The following is an 18,990-nucleotide window of genomic DNA, read 5'->3' as shown; positions in this document are numbered from 1 at the left end:
AGTGCATTTTTCCTTCAAAATACTGCGCATCCTGATGTGGGTCGTCTGGGCCGTGTACTTTGTCGCGGCCGTGGCTTTGCTCGGCATGCGCTATCTGGTCCTGCCGCGCATCGACCAATGGCGCCCGCAGATCGAGGAGTACACCAGCCAGGCGATTGGTGCGCGCGTGGAGATCGGCAAGATCTCGGCCGACTGGTACGGCCTGAACCCGCGCCTCAATCTGAGCGAAGTGCGTATTTATGAGATACCCAATGCGCCAGGCCCGGCCGGTGCCGCCGGCGACAGCAGTGGTAGCGGCAGCGCCGGCCCGGCGGCCAGTACCGGTTCCGCGGCGGGTGCCGGCCCGGCCGCCAGTAGCGCCAATCCACCAGATCCTGCCAGCCCGGGTACCACCTTCATCTCCGCCCCCGCCACCCCGGTCCTGAGCCTGCCCACCGTGCAGGCCGTGGTCGCCTGGCGCACCTTGTTCGACCGCGTGCCGCGCCTGGTCAACCTGCGGGCCGACGGCCTGGACCTGACCTTGCGGCGCGACCGCGACAATCGCCTGTGGGTGGCCGGCCAGGCCATCGCCCTGGACACGGGCGACGATGCCCCGCTGCTGGACACGGCGGCGGTGCGCTGGCTGGCGCGCCAGCGCGAGATCGCCTTGAAGCACGTGACCGTGCGCTGGCAGGACGAGTTGCGCGGCACCCCCGAGCTGGTCATCCAGGACGCCAGCCTGGCTTCGCTCAATGGCGTGCTGTCGCATCGCTTCGCCGTGCGCGCGCAATTGCCGCCCGCCCTGGGCCGCAGCGTGGACCTGCGCGGCGAGATCGAACGTTCCCTGTTCGTGCGCGATGGCCGTAATCCGAACAACTGGCACGGGCAGCTCTACGGCGAGATCGTCGACGTCGATCCCGCGGCCTGGACGCCCTGGGTGCAATTGCCGCCGACCGGCGGCCGGCTGGCGGCACGAGCCTGGATGCAGGTGGACGGCAAGCGCCTGGGCGCCGTGACCGCCGACGTGGCCGCGCGCGGCATGGGCTGGCGCTGGCCCGACGGCGCCCAGGTGGGCGCGGGCAGCGTGCGCTTGCACATCGATGGCCTGCCGGGCGATGTCTGGGACAGCCTGGGCGGACTGGCGCTGGCCCAGAGCGGTGGCGCGCCCTCGCAGCGGCCTGCGCCCATGGGCGCCGCCGCGGCCGTTCCCAAGGGCCTGGCGCTGCAATTGCAGGCGCAGGCACTGACCGCGGACATGCCGGGCGTGCTGCAACAGCCGCACGTGGCGCTGGCCCAGCTCAACCTGGACGGCGTGGCGCGGCGCGGCGACGATGGCGTGCTGGGCATCGACCTGCGCCAGGCCAATGTGCGTAACGAGGACCTGGACCTGACCTTGCAAGGCCGTTGGCGCGAAACCGGCAAGACCGCGGCCGGCACCGCCGACCTGACCGGCAAGCTGACGCGCATGCGCATGAATGCCTTGCATCGCTACCTGCCCCTGACCGTCACGGCGGAAGCGCGTGACTGGCTGCGCCTGGGCCTGAAGGCGGGCGACGTGCGCGATGCCGGTATCGTGATCCAGGGGGATCTGGACGACTTCCCCTTCACGCAGCCGGGCAGGCCGGGCAAATTCCATATCGGCGGCAGCTACAACGGCGCCACCGTGGATTACGCGCCGGCGCGCGACAAGCGCAAGGGCTGGCCGGCCGTCACGGGCGTGAACGGCAGCTTCGCCATCGATGGCGCGGCGCTGACGCTGGAAGCCGCGCCCGGCGGCTTTCTGCAGGCGCCCGGTACCAACGCCCCCATTGCGCTGCACGGCGTCAAGGCCAGCATCCCCAATATGGAGTTGCATGCCGAGCTGTCCCTCGATGGCGAGACCAGCGGTCCCCTGACGACCTACCTGGCGACCGCCAAGACGTCGCCGCTGGGCGGTCTGCTGAACAATCTGCTGGACGACGCGCGCGGCACCGGCGACGCCAGCCTGGCGGTGGCGCTGCGCGTGCCCCTGCTCAATCCGGACGACACCAAGGTCGACGGCACCGTGACCTTCGATGGCAACGAGTTCGCCTTGTTCCCGCAATTGCCGCCTGTGCAGCAAGTGCGCGGCCAACTGGCGTTCACGGAGCAGGATGTGAGCGCCCGCGCCCTGGAGGGCCAGTTCCTGGGCGGGCCCTTGCGGGTCGACGGCAGCCTGCTGGACAGCAAGAACGGCTTGCGCTTCGAGGGCTCCGTCAATGGCGCATCGCTGTCGCAGCTGTTCCACGCCAAGTCCATGGCACGTATCAGCGGCAAGACGGCCTATCGCGCCCGCCTGCTGTATCTGCAGGGCGGCAACATCGATGCCACGCTGGAGTCCGACCTGGTCGGCCTGGCCCTGGACATGCCGGCGCCGGTGGGCAAGCGCGCCGCCACGGCGTTGCCGCTGAAGGTGCAATGGAGCCCGGCGCAAACGCCCGGCCCACGCAACCGGGTGTGGCTGACCGGCAGCGTGGGACAGAACATCAATGTGCTGATGGAACGCGACCCCGCGGACCGGCGTGCGTTTTTCGCGCGCGGCGCCGTGGGGGCCAACCAGGCGGCGACGTTGCCGGATAAAGGCTTCAGTCTCAAGCTGAATCTGCCGGAGCTGGATGCCGACGCCTGGGAGGAACTGGTCAACGGTTTCTCGCCCACGCCGGCACCGGCGCCCGCGGGGAAGACGGCGGCGCGCCGTCCGGTGTCCGCCGAGCCGTCGCAGCCGCTGTTGCCACCCATCAATCTGGTCAGTATCCAGACGCCGCAGTTGCGCATGTCCGGCCTGACGTTGAACGACCTGACCTTGACGGCGGAGCGTCCGATCGAGATGCAATGGCGGGTGGATCTCCAGTCACGCCAGGCCGCCGGTTCGCTGTCGTGGCGCGAGGCCTCGGGCAACGTGGCCGGCAAGGTGACGGGGCGGTTCAAGTACCTGTCCTTCGGCGATGCCAGCGATACCAACACCGCCACCGATGCCCTGTCGAAAACCGACGATCTGTCGGACATTCCCGCGGTCGACCTGACGTCCGATGCCCTGCGCCTGTATGGCATGGACGTCGGCGCGCTGCAGGTGTCTGGCACCAACCTGGAGCGGGGCCGCCACTGGCAGCTGGACAAGCTGCGCGTCACCAATGCCGACGCGACCCTGGACGCCACGGGCAACTGGCGGCTCAGTGGCGCCGATCGCGGCCTGACGGTGGATGCCAAGGCTAAGTTCAATGATTTCGGCAAGCTGCTGGCGCGACTGGGCAAGCCCGACACCGTGGCCGGCGGGACGGGTTCGGCCTCGGGCCGTCTGACGTGGAAGGACCTGCCGTGGACGCATGAACTGGGCAATGTCGAGGGCAAGCTGGAGTTCAGCCTGGACAAAGGGCGTTTCGTGCACGTCAACTCGCGCACGTCACGGCTGCTGGAACTGCTGTCGCTGCAGTCGGTGAACCGCCTGGCGCGGCTGGACTTCAACCCCGTCAACGTCTTGCGCGACGGCTTTCCGTTCGACACCATTCGCGGCCACGTCGACTTGTCCAAGGGCGTGGCGCATACCGAGGATTACAAGGTGGCGGGTCCGGTGGCCAGCATCATTCTGGCGGGCGACACCAACATCATCGACGAAACCTGGAACGTCAAGGCCGTGGTCGTCCCCAACCTGGATGCCAGCGGCGCCGCCGTCGCCACTGCCTTCGTCAATCCCTTGCTGGGCCTGGGCGCTTTTCTGGGCCAGTTGATCCTCAAGCATCCGCTGGCCAGCGCGCTCACCAGCGAATACGCGGTCACCGGCAGCTGGAACGACCCCAAGGTCGCCGCCATCGAGTCATCCAACAAAGCCGACGCCGCCGCCAAGGCACGCGATTTCATCGAGCATTGATCGGTCCAAATAAAAAAAACCTGTGCCTCGCACAGGTTTTTTTTCGCTGGCACCGCGGAGCCGGTTGTGCCGGTCCGCCAGGGCCTTACTTCTTCATCATGTCGAAGAACTGGTCGTTCGTCTTCGTCGCGCGCATCTTGTCCATGATGAACTCCATCGCCTGGATTTCATCCATGTCATGGATGAACTTGCGCAGCACCCACGTCTTCTGCAGCAACTCCGGACGAATCAGCAGTTCTTCACGACGGGTGCCCGACTTGTTCAGGTTGATGGCCGGGTAGACGCGCTTTTCCGCCAGACGACGTTCCAGATGCACTTCGGAGTTACCCGTGCCCTTGAACTCTTCGTAGATGACTTCATCCATCCGGCTGCCCGTTTCGATCAGCGCCGTGCCGATGATGGTCAGCGAACCACCTTCTTCCATATTCCGCGCCGCGCCGAAGAAACGCTTCGGACGCTGCAGGGCGTTGGCATCCACACCACCGGTCAATACCTTGCCGGAAGCCGGCACCACGGTGTTGTAGGCGCGCGCCAGGCGCGTGATCGAGTCCAGCAGGATCACCACGTCTTTCTTCAGTTCGACCAGGCGCTTGGCCTTCTCGATGACCATTTCAGCGACCTGCACGTGGCGCGTGGCCGGTTCGTCGAAGGTCGACGCCACCACTTCGCCGCGCACCGTGCGCTGCATTTCGGTCACTTCTTCGGGACGCTCGTCCACCAGCAGGACGATCATCACCGCTTCCGGGAAGTTCGTGGTGATCGCATGCGCGATGTGCTGCATCATCACCGTCTTGCCCGACTTCGGCGGCGCGACGATCAGCGCGCGCTGGCCGGCGCCCAAAGGCGCGAAGATGTCCAGGATGCGACCGGTGAAGTTCTCTTCGCTCTTGATTTCCCGCTCCAGGCGCATCACCCGGTTCGGGTGCAGCGGAGTCAGGTTTTCGAACATGATGCGATGCTTGATCGCCTCGGGCGCCAGGCCGTTGACCTTGTCCACCTTCACCAGCGCGAAATAACGCTCGCCATCCTTGGGCGTGCGCACTTCACCTTCGATCGAGTCGCCGGTGTGCAGGTTGAAGCGGCGGATCTGCGACGGCGAGATATAGATGTCGTCCGTGCTGGCCAGGTAGGACGTTTCCGGCGAGCGCAGGAAACCGAAGCCATCCGGCAGTACTTCGAGCACGCCGTCGCCGAAGATCTGCTCGCCTTGCTTGGCGCGCTTCTTCATGATGGCGAACATCAACTCCTGCTTGCGCAGGCGGTTGGCGTTTTCGATTTCGAGTTTGGCGGCCTGCTCGAGCAGTTGGGAGACGTGCTGCGCCTTTAATTCATTCAGGTGCATTGCGGTGTTGTTGGGGGAGGAAAGAGGGGGAGTGGGGCGGCGGGCCACGGACGGGCCCGCGCGAAAAAGGGTACGCGTTAACCCAGGGAGCTATCCAGGAAAGCCGTCAACTGGGATTTCGACAGGGCACCGACCTTGGTTGCGGCGGCTTGGCCGCCCTTGAACAACATCAGCGTCGGGATGCCACGGATGCCGTACTTGGCGGGCGTATCCTGGTTCTCATCGACGTTGATCTTGGCGATGGTCAAGCGGCCATTGTATTCCTTGGCCACTTCTTCCAGGATGGGGGCAATCATTTTGCAGGGGCCGCACCAGGCAGCCCAGTAGTCCACCAAAACGGGGACATCGGACTTCAACACATCTTCTTCGAAGCTGGCGTCGCTTACGTGCTTGATTTGGTCGCTCATGGCGGTTTCTCGTTAGGTTTTTTGCGCTAGGCGGCCGGTAGAACCGGCGGTGACGTGCTGCGGGTGGCTGGACAGGTGGTATCCCTGAGGCCTGTTGGCTGGGACACCGATGAATGACAGGGGTTCCCCGACCTTCATGTCGCCCGCGACAGACATCTGCCGCACTGCCTGAGCGCTAACCCGGCGTTTTTGAGTTGACAGGATTAAAGCATACCACTGTCGATACGAACAGGCTTCACCGGTTTTGTGTAGGATAAACGGCCTCGCAGTCCGGCAAGCCGGTCGGCCGGGGTGCATTTCGGCCGGGAACGAGGTTCTCGTGACTAAAATCGCGCGCCCCGGATCGGATTCCGCCGGGCCTTTCGTTACCACCGTCATACCGGCACTGGTCAGACTGTGCGCATTCCACTGGAAGCCGCGCCAATCCTGAGCCTTTCCGTAAAATGTCGGTTTTTTTCCACAGATGTTGGGGATAACTTGGCCACACCACGTTACACCGAGTCGTCGATCCGGGTCCTGAAGGGCCTGGAGCCCGTGCGGCAACGCCCGGGCATGTACACCCGCACAGAAAATCCGCTGCACATCGTGCAGGAAGTCATCGACAACGCCGCCGATGAAGCCCTGGCTGGCAACGGCAAACATATCCAGGTCACTTTGCACACCGACGGCAGCGTCTCCGTGGAGGACGACGGCCGTGGTATCCCGGTCGGCATGCACCCGGAAGAAAATGCCCCCGTCGTCGAACTGGTCTTTACCCGGCTGCACGCCGGCGGCAAGTTCGACAAGCAGGGCGGCGGCGCCTACGCGTTCTCCGGCGGCCTGCACGGCGTTGGCGTGTCCGTCACCAATGCCCTGGCCACGCGGCTGGAAGTCACGGTCTGGCGCGACGGCGGCATCCACCGCATGGTCTTCCGCGACGGCGACGTCGCCGAGCCCCTGGCGGCCTACACCGGCGTCGCGCGCAAGAAGTCCGGCACGCGGGCGCGGGTCTGGCCCGATCCCAAGTATTTCGATTCGCCGAACATCCCGCTGGGCGAGCTGACCCACCTGCTGCGCAGCAAGGCCGTGTTGCTGCCGGGCGTCAAGGTCACCCTGACCACCGAGAAGACCGGCGAGGTCAAGACCTGGCTGTACGAGGACGGCCTGCGCGGCTACCTGACCGAGGCCCTGAACGGCGCCGACCTGATGGTGCCCATGTTCGAAGGCGCGCAATACGCCGGCGCCGACCACGAAAGCTACGCCGAAGGCGAGGGCGCCCAATGGGCCGTGGCCTGGGCCGAGGACAGCAACGTGGTGCGCGAGTCCTACGTCAACCTGATTCCCACGCCGGCTGGCGGCACCCACGAATCGGGGCTGCGCGAAGGCCTGTTCAGCGCCGTCAAGAGCTTCGCCGAATTGCACAGCCTGTTGCCGAAAGGCGTGAAACTGCTGCCCGAAGACGTCTTCGCGCGCGCCAGCTTCGTGCTGTCGGCCAAGGTGCTGGATCCCCAGTTCCAGGGCCAGATCAAGGAACGCCTGAATAGCCGTGACGCCGTGCGCCTGGTGGGCGGTTTCGCCAAGAGCGCGCTGGACCTGTGGCTGCACAGCAATGTCGAGTACGGCAAGAAGCTGGCCGAACTGGCGATCCGCCAGGCTCAGGCGCGCGCCCGTTCGGCGCAGAAAGTGGAAAAGCGCAAGAGTTCCGGCGTGGCGGTGCTGCCCGGCAAGCTGACCGACTGTGAATCGAGCGACGCCAGCCGTACCGAAGTCTTCCTGGTCGAGGGCGACTCGGCCGGCGGCTCCGCCAAGATGGGGCGCGACAAGGAATTCCAGGCGGTGCTGCCCCTGCGCGGCAAGGTGCTGAATTCCTGGGAAGTCGAGCGCGACCGCCTGTTCGCCAACAACGAAATCCATGACATCTCGGTAGCCATTGGCGTCGATCCGCACGGGCCCAATGACACGCCGGACCTGTCCGGCCTGCGCTACGGCCGCATCTGCATCCTGTCGGACGCGGACGTCGACGGCTCGCACATCCAGGTGCTGTTGCTGACGCTGTTCTACAAGCATTTCCCCAAGCTGGTCGAGGCCGGCAACGTCTATATCGCCAAGCCGCCGCTGTTCCGCGTGGACGTGCCGGCGCAGGGCAAGCGCCCGGCGCGCAAGGCTTACTGCCTGGACGCCGGCGAGTTGGAGGCCGTGCAGGACAAGCTGCGCAAGGAAGGCGTGCGCGAAGGCGCCTGGAGCATCAGCCGCTTCAAGGGCCTGGGCGAAATGAACGCGGAGCAGTTGTGGGAAACCACGATGAATCCGGACACCCGGCGCCTGCTGCCGGTGGGCTACGGCGAACTGACCTCCGAGGACACCACGCGCATGTTCGACATGCTCATGGGCAAGGGCGAATCGTCGCAGCGCCGCTCGTGGATCGAGGAAAAGGGCAATCTCGCCGAACTCGATATCTGATGCCATGGGCTTGTTCTCTCCCCCTTTGCCGGCGACGGGAAACGGGGGGAGCTTGAATCTGAACGAATCGATGCTCGAGCCGGCCACGGCTCGCGAAACTTATGACCGATAACAACCAACCCGGCCTGTTCGAGCCGCCTGAAGGCGACAACAGTGCCATCACGCTGGGCCTGTACGCGGAGCAGGCGTATCTGGACTATGCCGTTTCCGTGGTGCGCGGCCGCGCGCTGCCCGACGTCGGCGATGGCCAGAAGCCGGTGCAGCGCCGCATCCTGTACGCCATGCAGGCCATGGGCCTGGGCCCCACCGCCAAGCACGTCAAGTCGGCCCGCGTGGTGGGCGACGTGCTGGGTAAATACCATCCGCACGGCGACCAGGCGGCTTATGACGCCATGGTGCGCATGGCCCAGGATTTCTCCCTGCGCTATCCGCTGGTCGACGGCCAGGGCAACTTCGGTTCGCGCGACGGCGACAACGCCGCCGCCATGCGATACACCGAAGCGCGCCTGACGCCCATCTCGCGCTTGTTGCTGGACGAGCTGGACGAAGGCACCGTCGATTTCATTCCGAACTACGACGGCAGCCAGCAGGAACCGCAGATGCTGCCGGCGCGTTTGCCGATGATGCTGCTCAACGGCGCATCCGGCATCGCGGTGGGCATGGCCACGGAAATTCCGCCGCACAACCTGCGCGAAGTGGCCCAGGCCTGCGTGGCGCTGTTGAAGAATCCCACGCTGCCCAACGAGGAACTGCACAAGCTGCTGCAGGGCCCGGATTTCGCCGGCGGCGGCCAGATCATCACTTCCCCGCAGGACATCGCGCAAATCTATAGCGTCGGCCGCGGCTCGCTGAAGGCGCGCGCGCGCTGGACGTTCGAGGAAATGGCGCGGGGCCAGTGGCAACTGGTGGTGAACGAACTGCCGCCGGGCGCTTCCGGCCAGCGCGTGCTGGAAGAGATCGAGGAAATCACCAATCCCAAGATCAAGGCCGGCAAGAAGAGCCTGACGCCGGAACAACAGCAGTCCAAGGCCCTGATGCTGGGCCTGCTGGACGCCGTGCGCGACGAGTCGGGCAAGGAAGCGCCGGTGCGCCTGGTCTTCGAACCCAAGACCTCGCGCGTGGACCGCGAAGAGTTCGTCAAGATCCTGCTGGCGCAGACCAGCATGGAAAGCAGCGTGCCGATCAACCTGGTGTGCATCGGCACCGACGGCCGGCCGCGCCAGAAGCCTTTGCGCGACATCCTGGTCGAATGGCTGGCCTTCCGCACCGATACGGTCACGCGCCGCACGCGCCATCGCCTGGACAAGGTCATCGACCGCATCCATGTGCTGGAAGGGCGCATGGTGGTTTACCTCAACGTCGACGAAGTCATCCAGACCATCCGCGAGGCCGACGAGCCGCGCGCGGCCTTGATGGCGCGCTTCAAGCTGAGCGAACGCCAGGCCGAAGACATCCTGGAAATGCGGCTGCGCCAGCTGGCCCGCCTGGATGGCATAAAGGTCGAGCAGGAACTTGCCGACAAGCGCGAAGAGCAGACCAAGCTGCAGGAGCTGCTGGACAACCCGTCCTCGTTGAAGCGCACCATCGTGCGCGAGATCGAGGCCGACGCCAAGCAATTCGGCGACGATCGCCGTACCCTCATCGAAGTGGCCGAGCGCGCCGTGGTGGAAACCCGCGTGGTCGACGAGCCCGTCACGGTCATCGTGTCGCAGAAGGGCTGGCTGCGTGCACGCCAGGGCCATGGCCATGACGTCGGGCAGTTCACCTTCAAGCAGGGCGATGGACTCTATGGCGCCTTCGAGTGCCGCACCACGGACACGCTGATCGCGCTGGGCGACAACGGCCGCGCCTACAGCGTGGCGGTGTCGGCGCTGCCGTCGGCGCGTGGCGATGGCCAGCCGGTGACCACCATGATCGACCTGGCCAGCGGCACCCGCATCACCCATATGATCGCCGCCGCGGCGGATACCCGGTGGCTGTTCGCCAGCGAGGGCGGCTTCGGCTTCGTCGCCAAGCTGGGCGACATGAGCAGCCGCCAGCGCGCCGGCAAGCAGTTCATCACGCTGGAAGCGGGCGACGCCATGCTGCATCCGGTGCCGGTGTTCCCGGGCGCGATGCAACTGGCGCTGCTGTCGACCAAGGGCAAATTCCTGGTATTCGGCCTGGATGAGGTCAAGGTGCTGGCCGGTGGCGGCCGCGGCACCATCCTGATGGGCCTGGACGGCAACGACAAGCTGGCGCAGATCGTGCCGGTGGGGCCGGCCGGCTTGCGCGCGGTCGGCATGTACCGCAACAAGCAGACCGAGGACATCCTGGTGGGCGCCACCCTGCAAACCTACATCGGCAAGCGTGCGCGCAAGGGTCGACAACTGGAAGTCCGGCCGAAACAGCCAGTGCTGTCTCCGGTTTTGTAACTGAGAGCAACGGAACAAAAAGCCCGAGCGATGTTGCAGAGTGCACATCGCTCGGGCTTTTTTGTCGCCTTTTTCGGCCAAATTCCGCTAATTTCGGCAAAGCATCTTGAGCGAACAGGTGGCCCGTCACCAATTCGCGTCCGAGTTTTACATTTTCTATTCTCCCCTGATCTCTTGCGTCGATATAATTCGTACTCAAATCAATTCAGCAACACAGATTTCAGTACCGATCTTTTATTGGCGTCTCAATTCGAGGCACAGCCCACTATGACGACTTCCACGACGGTTAACGCTCAGCAATACGATTTGCGCATCCTCCGTGCTCTACGCCGGATCACGCGCTCCATCGCGCTGCATTCACGGCAGTTGGCGGCGGTCAGCCACATCACGGCGCCGCAGCTGATGTGCTTGCGCACGGTGATCGCGTCGGCGCCCATCACGGCCACGGCCATCAGCCGCGAGATCCATGTCAGCCCCAGCACGGTGGTCGGCATCCTGGATCGGCTGGAGGACAAGGGGCTGGTGCGGCGCGAACGCAGCCGGGAAGATCGCCGTACGGTGTTCGTCACCGCCACGCCCGCCGGCATGGCGCTGGCTGAGGAGGCGCCGTCGCCGCTGCAGAAACACCTGGCCGAGGCCTTGAATGCCTTGCCCGAATTGGAACAGGCCACCATCACCCTGTCGCTGGAGCGCATCGTCGCGCTGATGGAGCAGGGCGGTCAGGCCGCGCCGCCAGAGCCGCATGGCGAAGGCGCAACCGCCATCCTGGAGGTCCCCACGACGGGGCCGGCGCCGGAGTCCGGGCTGGTGGTCTGAAGAGAATCGTCCGTCTGTTCGTATTGAATGCGCGCATTGAATATCCGAATCAATGGCGGCCTTGCATCCTTCGGGACCCGGGGCCGCCCCTGAAAAGAAAAGGAATCACGTTATCGCTTCCACTGAAAACACCCGTCTCACCCAGCAATCCGCGGCGCACAATTTGCGACGCCCCCGCCCCGCCGATGGCGCGGCCCTGCACCGCCTGATTGCCGAATGTCCCCCGCTCGACCTGAACTCGGTCTACGCCTATCTGCTTCTCTGCGAGCACTTCCCCGATACCTGCGTGGTGGCCGAAACGGCCGGCGGCAGCATCGACGGATTTGTCTCCGCCTACATTCCCCCCGCGTCGCCAGACACCCTGTTCATCTGGCAGGTCGCCGTGCATGAGCGCGCGCGCGGCCATGGCCTGGCTGGCGCCATGTTGCGCCACCTGCTGGGCCGCCCGGGCCTGGCCCATGTCCGCCAGCTGGAGACCACCGTGGGCCCCGACAACGCGCCGTCGCGCCGCACCTTCACGGGTCTGGCCGCCGGCCTTGGCGCCCACCTGGCGGAACAGCCCTTGTTCGGCAAGCAGCTGTTCGGCCATGGCGACCATGACGACGAAATGCTGCTGCGCATCGGACCGTTCGCGTCCGTGCCCATGGCGGCGTAGCGATCGAGGACGTCGCGGACGTAGCGATCTACGCCGTGACGAAGCAGCGGTGCGCAGGGGCCAAGTGCCCGCGCCGCCATCATCGTGAAGCCCGTGCGCAGCACCACGGGTTTCTTGACCGGGTTATCTGACCCATTAGAAGGGGCCGTTCGAAGCGAACGCCACAACGGCCCTTCGATGACGCCAAGGCTGGTCGCGCTCCGCGGCCGGTCACCTGTCAACCACAATGAGGGAGAAAAATTTATGGACTTGAAAATCTTTGATCGCATGGAGTCCGAGGTACGCGGCTACATCCGCTCTTTTCCGGTGATTTTCAGCCAGGCGCGTGGCTCATTGCTGATCGACGAGGATGGGACCGAGTACATCGATTTCTTCAGCGGCGCGGGCACGCTGAACTACGGCCACAACAATCCTTTGTTCAAGTCCGAGCTGCTTGAATACCTGGCCGCCGACGGCGTGGTGCATGGCCTGGACATGGCCACCAGCGCCAAGAAGCGCTTCCTGCAAAGCGTCGACGAAGTGCTGCTGCAGCCGCGCAAGTGGCGCTACACGCTGCAGTTCACCGGTCCCACCGGCACCAACGCGGTGGAAGCGGCGCTGAAGATCGCGCGCCAGGTCAAGGGCCGTCCCAACGTCATTTCGTTCACCCACGGTTTCCACGGCGTCAGCGGCGGTTCGCTGGGCGCCACGGCCAACGCCAAGTTCCGCGACGCGGCCGGCTACACGCTGGGCAACACCACCTTCATGCCCTATGACGGTTACTTCGGTCCGGACGTCGACACCATGGCCTACTTGGAAAAGATGCTGGACGATCCCAGCAGCGGCATGGACAAGCCGGCCGCGGTGATCGTGGAAACGGTGCAGGGCGAGGGCGGTGTCAACGTGGCCACGCTGCGCTGGCTCAAGGAACTGGAAAAGGTCTGCCGCCGCCACGACATGCTGTTGATCGTCGATGACATCCAGGTCGGTTGCGGCCGTACCGGCAGCTTCTTCAGTTTCGAAAGCGCCGGCATCCAGCCCGACATCATCACGCTGTCGAAGTCGCTGTCGGGCTTCGGCCTGCCGATGTCGCTGGTGCTGATGAAGCCCGAACTGGATATCTGGAAGCCGGGCGCGCACAGCGGCACCTTCCGTGGCAACAACCTGGCCTTCGTTACCGCCGCCGCCGCGCTGCGTACGTACTGGAGCGATGACACGTTCACCAAGGACGTGCAGCGCAAGGAAAGGCTGGTGCGCGACTGGCTGGAGAACGTGGCGCACAGCTATCCCGGCGCCGGCCTGGCCGTGCGCGGCCGCGGCCTGATCCAGGGCCTGGTGTCCACCGCCAATCCCGAACTGGCCAACGCCATTGCCCGCAAGGCCTTCGAGCGCGGCATCGTCATCGAGACCTCCGGGGCCCATGACGAAGTGCTCAAGTTCCTGCCGGCACTCACCATCGAGGACGACCTGCTGCAGCGGGGCCTCGATGCCATCGAAGCCAGCGTGGCCGACGCGCTGACCGAATCGGGCCATTCTGCCCGCATCCTGAAATTTGGAGGAAAACGCAAATGATCGTTCGCAACGTCAAAGATGTCATCGGCACCAAGGACGAAGTCCGTACCGATACCTGGATGAGCCGCCGCGTACTGCTGAAGAAAGACGGGATGGGTTTTTCCTTCCACGAGACCACCATCTTTCCGCATACGCGCACGCACATCCATTACCAGAATCACCTGGAAGCGGTGTGGGTCATCGAAGGCGACGGCCACGTGGAAACCATCGCCGATGGCAAGAAGTACATGCTGTCGCCGGGCGTGGTCTACGCCTTGAACGAGAACGATGAACACTGGCTGTGCGGTGGCGAAAAGCCCTGCCGCGTGATCTGCGTGTTCAATCCGCCGCTGACGGGCCAAGAGGTGCACGACGAAAAGGGTGTGTATCCCCTGCCGGTCGCCGAAGCGGCTTGAACGAAAGGAGGACGCTGGATGAATTTACCCGCGAAAGACAGATACGCTTCGCGCACCGACCGTATGTCGGCCATCGTGGCGCGCCATGATCCCGTGATCCATGGCGACGGCCGCTACGCCGATGCCTTGTCCGAACAGCAGCTGCAGGACTACGACCGCGACGGTTTCCTGATGCTGGAAAACCTCTTGCCGGAAAACGAAGTCGCCGCCGTGCTGGCGGAAATCGGCCGCATGTCGCGCGATCCGGCCATCATTCGCCGCGAGGAATCGATCACCGAGCCGGGCAGCGACGCGGTGCGCTCCATTTTCATGGTGCACACGCTGAGCGCCATGATCTCGCGCCTGGTGCGCGATCCGCGCATGATCAACGTGGCGCGGCAGATTCTCGGTTCCGAGGTCTATGTGCACCAGTCGCGCGCCAATATGAAGCCGGGCTTCAAGGGCAAGGAGTTCTATTGGCATTCGGACTTCGAGACCTGGCACGTGGAAGATGGCATGCCGGCCATGCGCGCGCTCAGCTGCACGGTGCTGTTGAGCGACAACAATGCCTGCAACGGTCCGTTGATGCTGGTGCCGGGTTCGCACAGGCATTTCATTTCCTGCGTGGGTGAGACGCCGCAGGACCACTACAAGCAGTCCCTGAAGAAGCAGGAATACGGCGTGCCGGATCCTGTCAGCCTGCAGTTGCTGGTGGAGCAGGGCGGTATCCGTCCCATGACGGGCAAGGCGGGGTCGGTGATCTTCTTCGACTGCAACACCATGCACGGGTCCAACAGCAATATTTCGCCGTGGCCCCGCGCGAACGTGTTCACCGTCTACAACAGTGTCGAGAACGCGCTGGTGCCGCCCAAGTACGGTCTGGATCCGCGTCCGGAGCACATCGCTTCCCGTTCCAGCATGAAGGCGCTGAAGCCGCTGGACAAGTTGAAGCTGGTCGATTGATCGTCAGGCAGGTTCGTTCCGCGTCGTGGTCAGGCGTGGAGCGTGAACGGCGCGTGCTTGCACGCGCCGTTTTTGCATTTGCCGCTTTGCATTTGCCGTTGGCGGGTGGCAGGGCGGGCTGGCGTTGCCGCCAGGCTGCGGCCACGGGTTTTCGAGGGCCTGCCGGTGCCGGGGGGGCTGCGGATTTGCTGCTATTCTTCATCCGCGCCGCTGGCTCGACGCTTCTGCTGGAGCGCGGCCCGTTTCCCCTCTGGTACGCACCCACCCGCCATGTCCGTCCGCATCCGCAGCCTGCATATCTACCCCGTGAAGTCCTGTGCCGGTATCGACTTGTCCGAATCGCCCATCGACCAGGCCGGCCTGGCTTTCGACCGGCGCTGGATGGTGGTGTCCGGCGGCCAGTTCCTGACGCAGCGGCAACTGCCTGCCATGGCCTTGGTGCAGACCGCCCTGGACGATACGCATCTCCATCTGTCCGCGCCCGGGATGGCGGACCTGGCCGTCGCCCTGGATGGGGCGGCGCTGCACGGGGAGCCGCAGGTAGTGACCGTGTGGCGCGACACCATGCCCGCCCGGCGCGACTCGGCGCAGGCGGCGGCGTGGTTCAGTCAGTTTCTGCGGCGGCCCTGTGAATTCCTGCGTATCGACGTGGCCGGGGCGCAGCGCTCGGCCAGCGCGGAATGGGTAGGGGGCTGGCTGCAGCGCCACCCTGAGGAAGCGGCTGGCTATGCGCAGCGCAATTTGTTCGGTTTCGCCGATGGCTTTCCCTTGTTGATCGCCAATCAGTCTTCCCTGGATGCGCTCAATGGGAAGCTGGCCGCGCAGGGCAAGGCGGCCGTGCCCATGGATCGTTTCCGTCCCAATATCGTCGTGGAAGGCGAGCTGGAAGCGTACGAAGAGGACCATGTTGCCTCCATGTCGGTCGGCGCGGTGCGCATGGCGCTGGTGAAACCTTGCACGCGCTGCAGCATTCCCGACGTCGACCAGGCCACGGGTGTACAGCATGACGAGCCCGGCCTGACCCTGGCGGCCACCCATCGCCTGGACCTGGGCGTCGTCTTCGGCCAGAACGCCATCGTCGCCGCGCCCGCCGGGTCGGTTCTGCGCATCGGCGATGCGGTGGACGTCGAATTCGAGTTCTAGGCCTGCCTTTTACCGACTTATTTCTGGTCACTGCCTGATATTTGGATTAATAAAAGGGTATGCCCCGGAGGGGGCACCCCCCTCAGACAGAAATGCTTGTACCCCGGGGGCACACCTCCTCAGACCTGGGGGCCAGGTCCGCGCAGCGGGGCCTGGTCTTTTGCTAAGGGGGCACCATCCGGCCATTGCGTAAGCCCAGGGGCGGGGCTGCTGCTACAACCCCCTCTGCCAAAAACACTAAAATGACCGATTAATAAATTGGCATAGCTCCGTAAGCTCTCCGGCGCCAGGGCATCGCCCCAGGTCCGCGCCGGCCTCGTCCATAGGCAGAACCTTCACCATGAGTTTCCAGGTCACCCTTACCCCCAGCCAGCATCAATTCCCCATCGAGAGCGGCCAGACCGTGCTCGATGCCGCGCTGGCGGCGGGCATCGTGCTTCCCTACAGTTGCCGCAGTGGCGCGTGTTCGACCTGCAAGGGCAAGGTGGTCTCCGGGGAGTACGACGCGGGCCCGTACCCGGCCCAGGTCCTGGCGCCGGAGGAAATGGCTGCCGGCTATACCCTGCTGTGCCAGGTGAGGCCGACCAGCGACCTGCTGGTCGAATCGGCCGAAGTGCGCCTGGCCAGCGACATCCAGATCCGCAAGCTGCCCTCGCGCGTGACCTCCATCCAGCGCCTGGGCGAAGACGTCGCCGTGCTCAAGCTGCAATTGCCGGCGGCCGAGGAATTCCGCTTCTACGCCGGCCAGTACATCGAACTGATACTCAAGGAAGGCCGCCGCCGCAGCTATTCCATGGCCACCCCGCCGCACGTGGGCAGCCCGCTGGAGCTGCACATTCGCCACATGCCGGGCGGCCATTTCACCGACCACGTGTTCGGCGCTGGCGCGACGCAGATGAAAGAACGTGAAATCCTGCGCATCGAAGGGCCTTTCGGTTCCTTCTTCCTGCGCGAGGACAGCGACAAGCCCATCGTGTTCCTGGCCAGCGGCACGGGCTTCGCGCCCATCAAGGCCATGGTCGAGCACATGCAGCACAAGCAGATCACCCGGCCGGTGCGCCTGTATTGGGGCGGCCGCCGCCCGCGCGATCTCTATATGAGCGAGATGGCCGCCGGCTGGGCCGCCAGCATGCCCGATTTCCAGTTCATCCCGGTCGTCTCCGATGCCTTGCAGGAAGACGGCTGGAGCGGCCGCACGGGTTTCGTGCACGAGGCCGTCATGCAGGACCTGCCGGACCTGTCCGGCCACCAGGTCTATGCCTGCGGCGCCCCGCCCATGGTCGATGCCGCGCGCCGCGAGTTCACCACCCAATGCGGCCTGCCGGTCGAGGAATTCCATGCCGACGCCTTCACGTCGGAAGCGGACCTGGCCTTGGCCCGCTCCTGAGGTTGGCCCCTGAGGTTGGGCCCTGACGTCGGCTCCTGAGGCCGGCGCCGCGTTGAACCTGGACCCAGGCAGGGCCGACTGCCGCCGCTACGGTCCACCCGTCGGGATTCGCAGGGCAAAGCCTTACGCCAATGCGTTACTCGACACGTCAAGGTTTGCCCTCAGAGGCAAATCCATGACTTGTGTAACAAGGTAATTGCCTGCCGGCACGACGCCGCTGGCGACGCCTGGCGGCCAGGGTACACTCGCGAATCAGGATTATTCCGGTCACATGGCCGGAAATTTCTTGGCCGGATGTTCCCGATCCGGATTCAGTCGATTCGCCGCGCGGCCACCGCTGGCCGTTCCCGTGCACTCCAGTACTAAAGGCCCTGAGCGAATGAAAATTGCGGTGTTGGGTAGTGGCATCATCGGCACGTCCACCGCCTGGTGGCTGAAGCGTGCCGGCCACGAGGTCGTGGTCGTCGACCGCCAGACCGGTCCCGCGCAGGAAACCAGCTTCGCCAATGGCGGCCAGATTTCCGTTTCCTATGCCGAACCCTGGGCCAACCCGCAAGCTCCCCTGAAGCTGGTCAAGTGGATGTTTCGGGAAGACGCGCCCTTGCTGTTCCGGCCGCGCCTCGACCTGTACCAGTGGGCCTGGGGCCTGTCCTTCCTGCGCCAATGCCTGCCCGGCCGTCTCGCGCCCAATATCCGTGCCATGGTGCGCCTGGCTGAGTACAGCCGCGCCACCTTGCGCGGCATGCGCGCCGAGCTGGGCATCCAGTACGACCACCTGGAACGGGGCATCCTGAATTTCTACCGCGACAGCGACGAGTTCGAGCTGTCGCAGAAAGCCGCCGGCGTCATGCGTGACTTCGGCGTCGAGCGCCGCATTCTTACCGCCGACGAGGTCATCGCCATCGAACCCGCGCTGGCGCGCCATCGTGCCAGCATCGTCGGCGGCGACTACACCCCGGAAGACGAAAGCGGTGACGTTCACCTGTTTACCGCCGCGCTGGCGCGGCAGTGCGAAACGGCGGGTGTCGAGTTTCGCTACTCCACCTCCGTCACGCGCCTCCTGACGACTGGTGGGGCGGTGTCGGGGGCGGAAACCATCTCGCCTGAAGGCGCCTACGGCCGGCTCGATGCCGACGCGTTCGTGGTTGCCATGGGCAGCTTCACGCCGCTGCTGGTGCGTCCGCTGGGCATACCCTGCAACGTCTATCCCGCCAAGGGCTATTCCGCCACGTTCCCCGTGCTGGATTACGCCGGTGCCCCCTCGGTCAGCCTGACGGACAGCAGCCACAAGGTGGTGTTCTCGCGTCTGGGCGACCGCTTGCGCATGGCGGGGACCGCGGAACTTTCAGGCTACGACCGCGCTCTGAATCCTGCGCGTTGTGACGCCATGACGCGCCTCGCGCGTGAACTCTTTCCCGACGCGCTCGACTTCGATCGCGTCAGCTACTGGTCGGGCTTGCGCCCGTCCACCCCTTCGAACGTGCCCCTGATCGGTCGCACCCGCATTCCCAACCTGTATTTGAATACGGGCCATGGAACGTTGGGTTGGACCATGGGGGTGGGTTCGGGCCGGGCTTTGGCCGACCTGATCAATGGCTCGCGGCCTGAGCCGGAATTTCCTTTCCTTGGTATCTGAG

13 protein-coding genes are annotated in these 18,990 nt (G+C 64.9%); 11 read left to right on the top strand and 2 right to left on the bottom strand.

Annotated features, from left to right (window positions below; translation table 11 throughout):
• Positions 1–34 precede the first annotated feature (34 nt).
• Positions 35–3,862, top strand: coding sequence for a YhdP family protein (locus CEY05_RS09605; RefSeq protein WP_143220342.1), 3,828 nt, complete (start codon positions 35–37; stop codon positions 3,860–3,862).
• 85 nt (positions 3,863–3,947) lie between these two features.
• On the opposite strand, the gene rho is transcribed toward CEY05_RS09605, so the two are convergent.
• Both rho and trxA read right to left on the bottom strand, forming a co-directional pair.
• The gene (gene rho / locus CEY05_RS09600; RefSeq protein WP_057652616.1) at positions 3,948–5,204 is read right to left on the bottom strand and encodes a transcription termination factor Rho; all 1,257 of its coding nucleotides are present in this window, start codon (positions 5,202–5,204) and stop codon (positions 3,948–3,950) included.
• A 77-nt stretch (positions 5,205–5,281) separates the two neighbouring features.
• Positions 5,282–5,611: a thioredoxin TrxA gene (gene trxA, locus CEY05_RS09595; protein ID WP_088598241.1), complete on the bottom strand. Its 330-nt coding sequence runs from the start codon at positions 5,609–5,611 to the stop codon at positions 5,282–5,284.
• A 477-nt stretch (positions 5,612–6,088) separates the two neighbouring features.
• On the opposite strand from trxA, the gene CEY05_RS09590 reads away from it, so the two are divergent.
• From CEY05_RS09590 to CEY05_RS09545, 10 genes are all read left to right on the top strand, one after another.
• Positions 6,089–8,050, top strand: coding sequence for a DNA topoisomerase IV subunit B (locus CEY05_RS09590; protein ID WP_198952732.1), 1,962 nt, complete (start codon positions 6,089–6,091; stop codon positions 8,048–8,050).
• A 101-nt stretch (positions 8,051–8,151) separates the two neighbouring features.
• On the top strand, positions 8,152–10,464 hold the full coding sequence (gene parC / locus CEY05_RS09585; protein ID WP_088598240.1) for a DNA topoisomerase IV subunit A: 2,313 nt from the start codon (positions 8,152–8,154) through the stop codon (positions 10,462–10,464).
• A 267-nt stretch (positions 10,465–10,731) separates the two neighbouring features.
• Complete coding sequence (locus tag CEY05_RS09580; RefSeq protein ID WP_088598239.1) at positions 10,732–11,280, top strand: MarR family winged helix-turn-helix transcriptional regulator; 549 nt, start codon at positions 10,732–10,734, stop codon at positions 11,278–11,280.
• Between the two features lie 112 nt (positions 11,281–11,392).
• Positions 11,393–11,935, top strand: coding sequence for a diaminobutyrate acetyltransferase (ectA, locus tag CEY05_RS09575; protein WP_233161489.1), 543 nt, complete (start codon positions 11,393–11,395; stop codon positions 11,933–11,935).
• A gap of 243 nt (positions 11,936–12,178) precedes the next feature.
• Positions 12,179–13,486 carry a diaminobutyrate--2-oxoglutarate transaminase gene (ectB, locus tag CEY05_RS09570; protein WP_088598237.1) on the top strand — a complete coding sequence of 436 codons (1,308 nt, stop codon included), beginning with the start codon at positions 12,179–12,181 and terminating at the stop codon, positions 13,484–13,486.
• Positions 13,483–13,881, top strand: a complete 399-nt coding sequence (locus CEY05_RS09565; protein WP_088598236.1) for an ectoine synthase — start codon at positions 13,483–13,485, stop codon at positions 13,879–13,881. The genes ectB and CEY05_RS09565 overlap by 4 nt, the downstream gene beginning before the upstream one ends.
• An 18-nt stretch (positions 13,882–13,899) precedes the next feature.
• Positions 13,900–14,823, top strand: coding sequence for an ectoine hydroxylase (gene thpD / locus CEY05_RS09560; protein WP_088598235.1), 924 nt, complete (start codon positions 13,900–13,902; stop codon positions 14,821–14,823).
• A gap of 270 nt (positions 14,824–15,093) precedes the next feature.
• The gene (locus CEY05_RS09555; RefSeq protein WP_088598234.1) at positions 15,094–15,966 is read left to right on the top strand and encodes an MOSC domain-containing protein; all 873 of its coding nucleotides are present in this window, start codon (positions 15,094–15,096) and stop codon (positions 15,964–15,966) included.
• Between the two features lie 340 nt (positions 15,967–16,306).
• Positions 16,307–17,353 carry a CDP-6-deoxy-delta-3,4-glucoseen reductase gene (locus CEY05_RS09550; RefSeq protein WP_088598233.1) on the top strand — a complete coding sequence of 349 codons (1,047 nt, stop codon included), beginning with the start codon at positions 16,307–16,309 and terminating at the stop codon, positions 17,351–17,353.
• A 379-nt stretch (positions 17,354–17,732) separates the two neighbouring features.
• On the top strand, positions 17,733–18,989 hold the full coding sequence (locus CEY05_RS09545; RefSeq protein WP_088598232.1) for a D-amino acid dehydrogenase: 1,257 nt from the start codon (positions 17,733–17,735) through the stop codon (positions 18,987–18,989).
• Position 18,990: the final 1 nt, after the last annotated feature.

The organism is Achromobacter sp. HZ34 (genome assembly GCF_002209485.1).
Taxonomy (GTDB): Bacteria; Pseudomonadota; Gammaproteobacteria; order Burkholderiales; family Burkholderiaceae_B; genus Bordetella_C.
The sequence above is the reverse complement of the archived record's forward strand: the minus strand, read 5'-3'. Positions and strand labels throughout refer to the sequence as shown.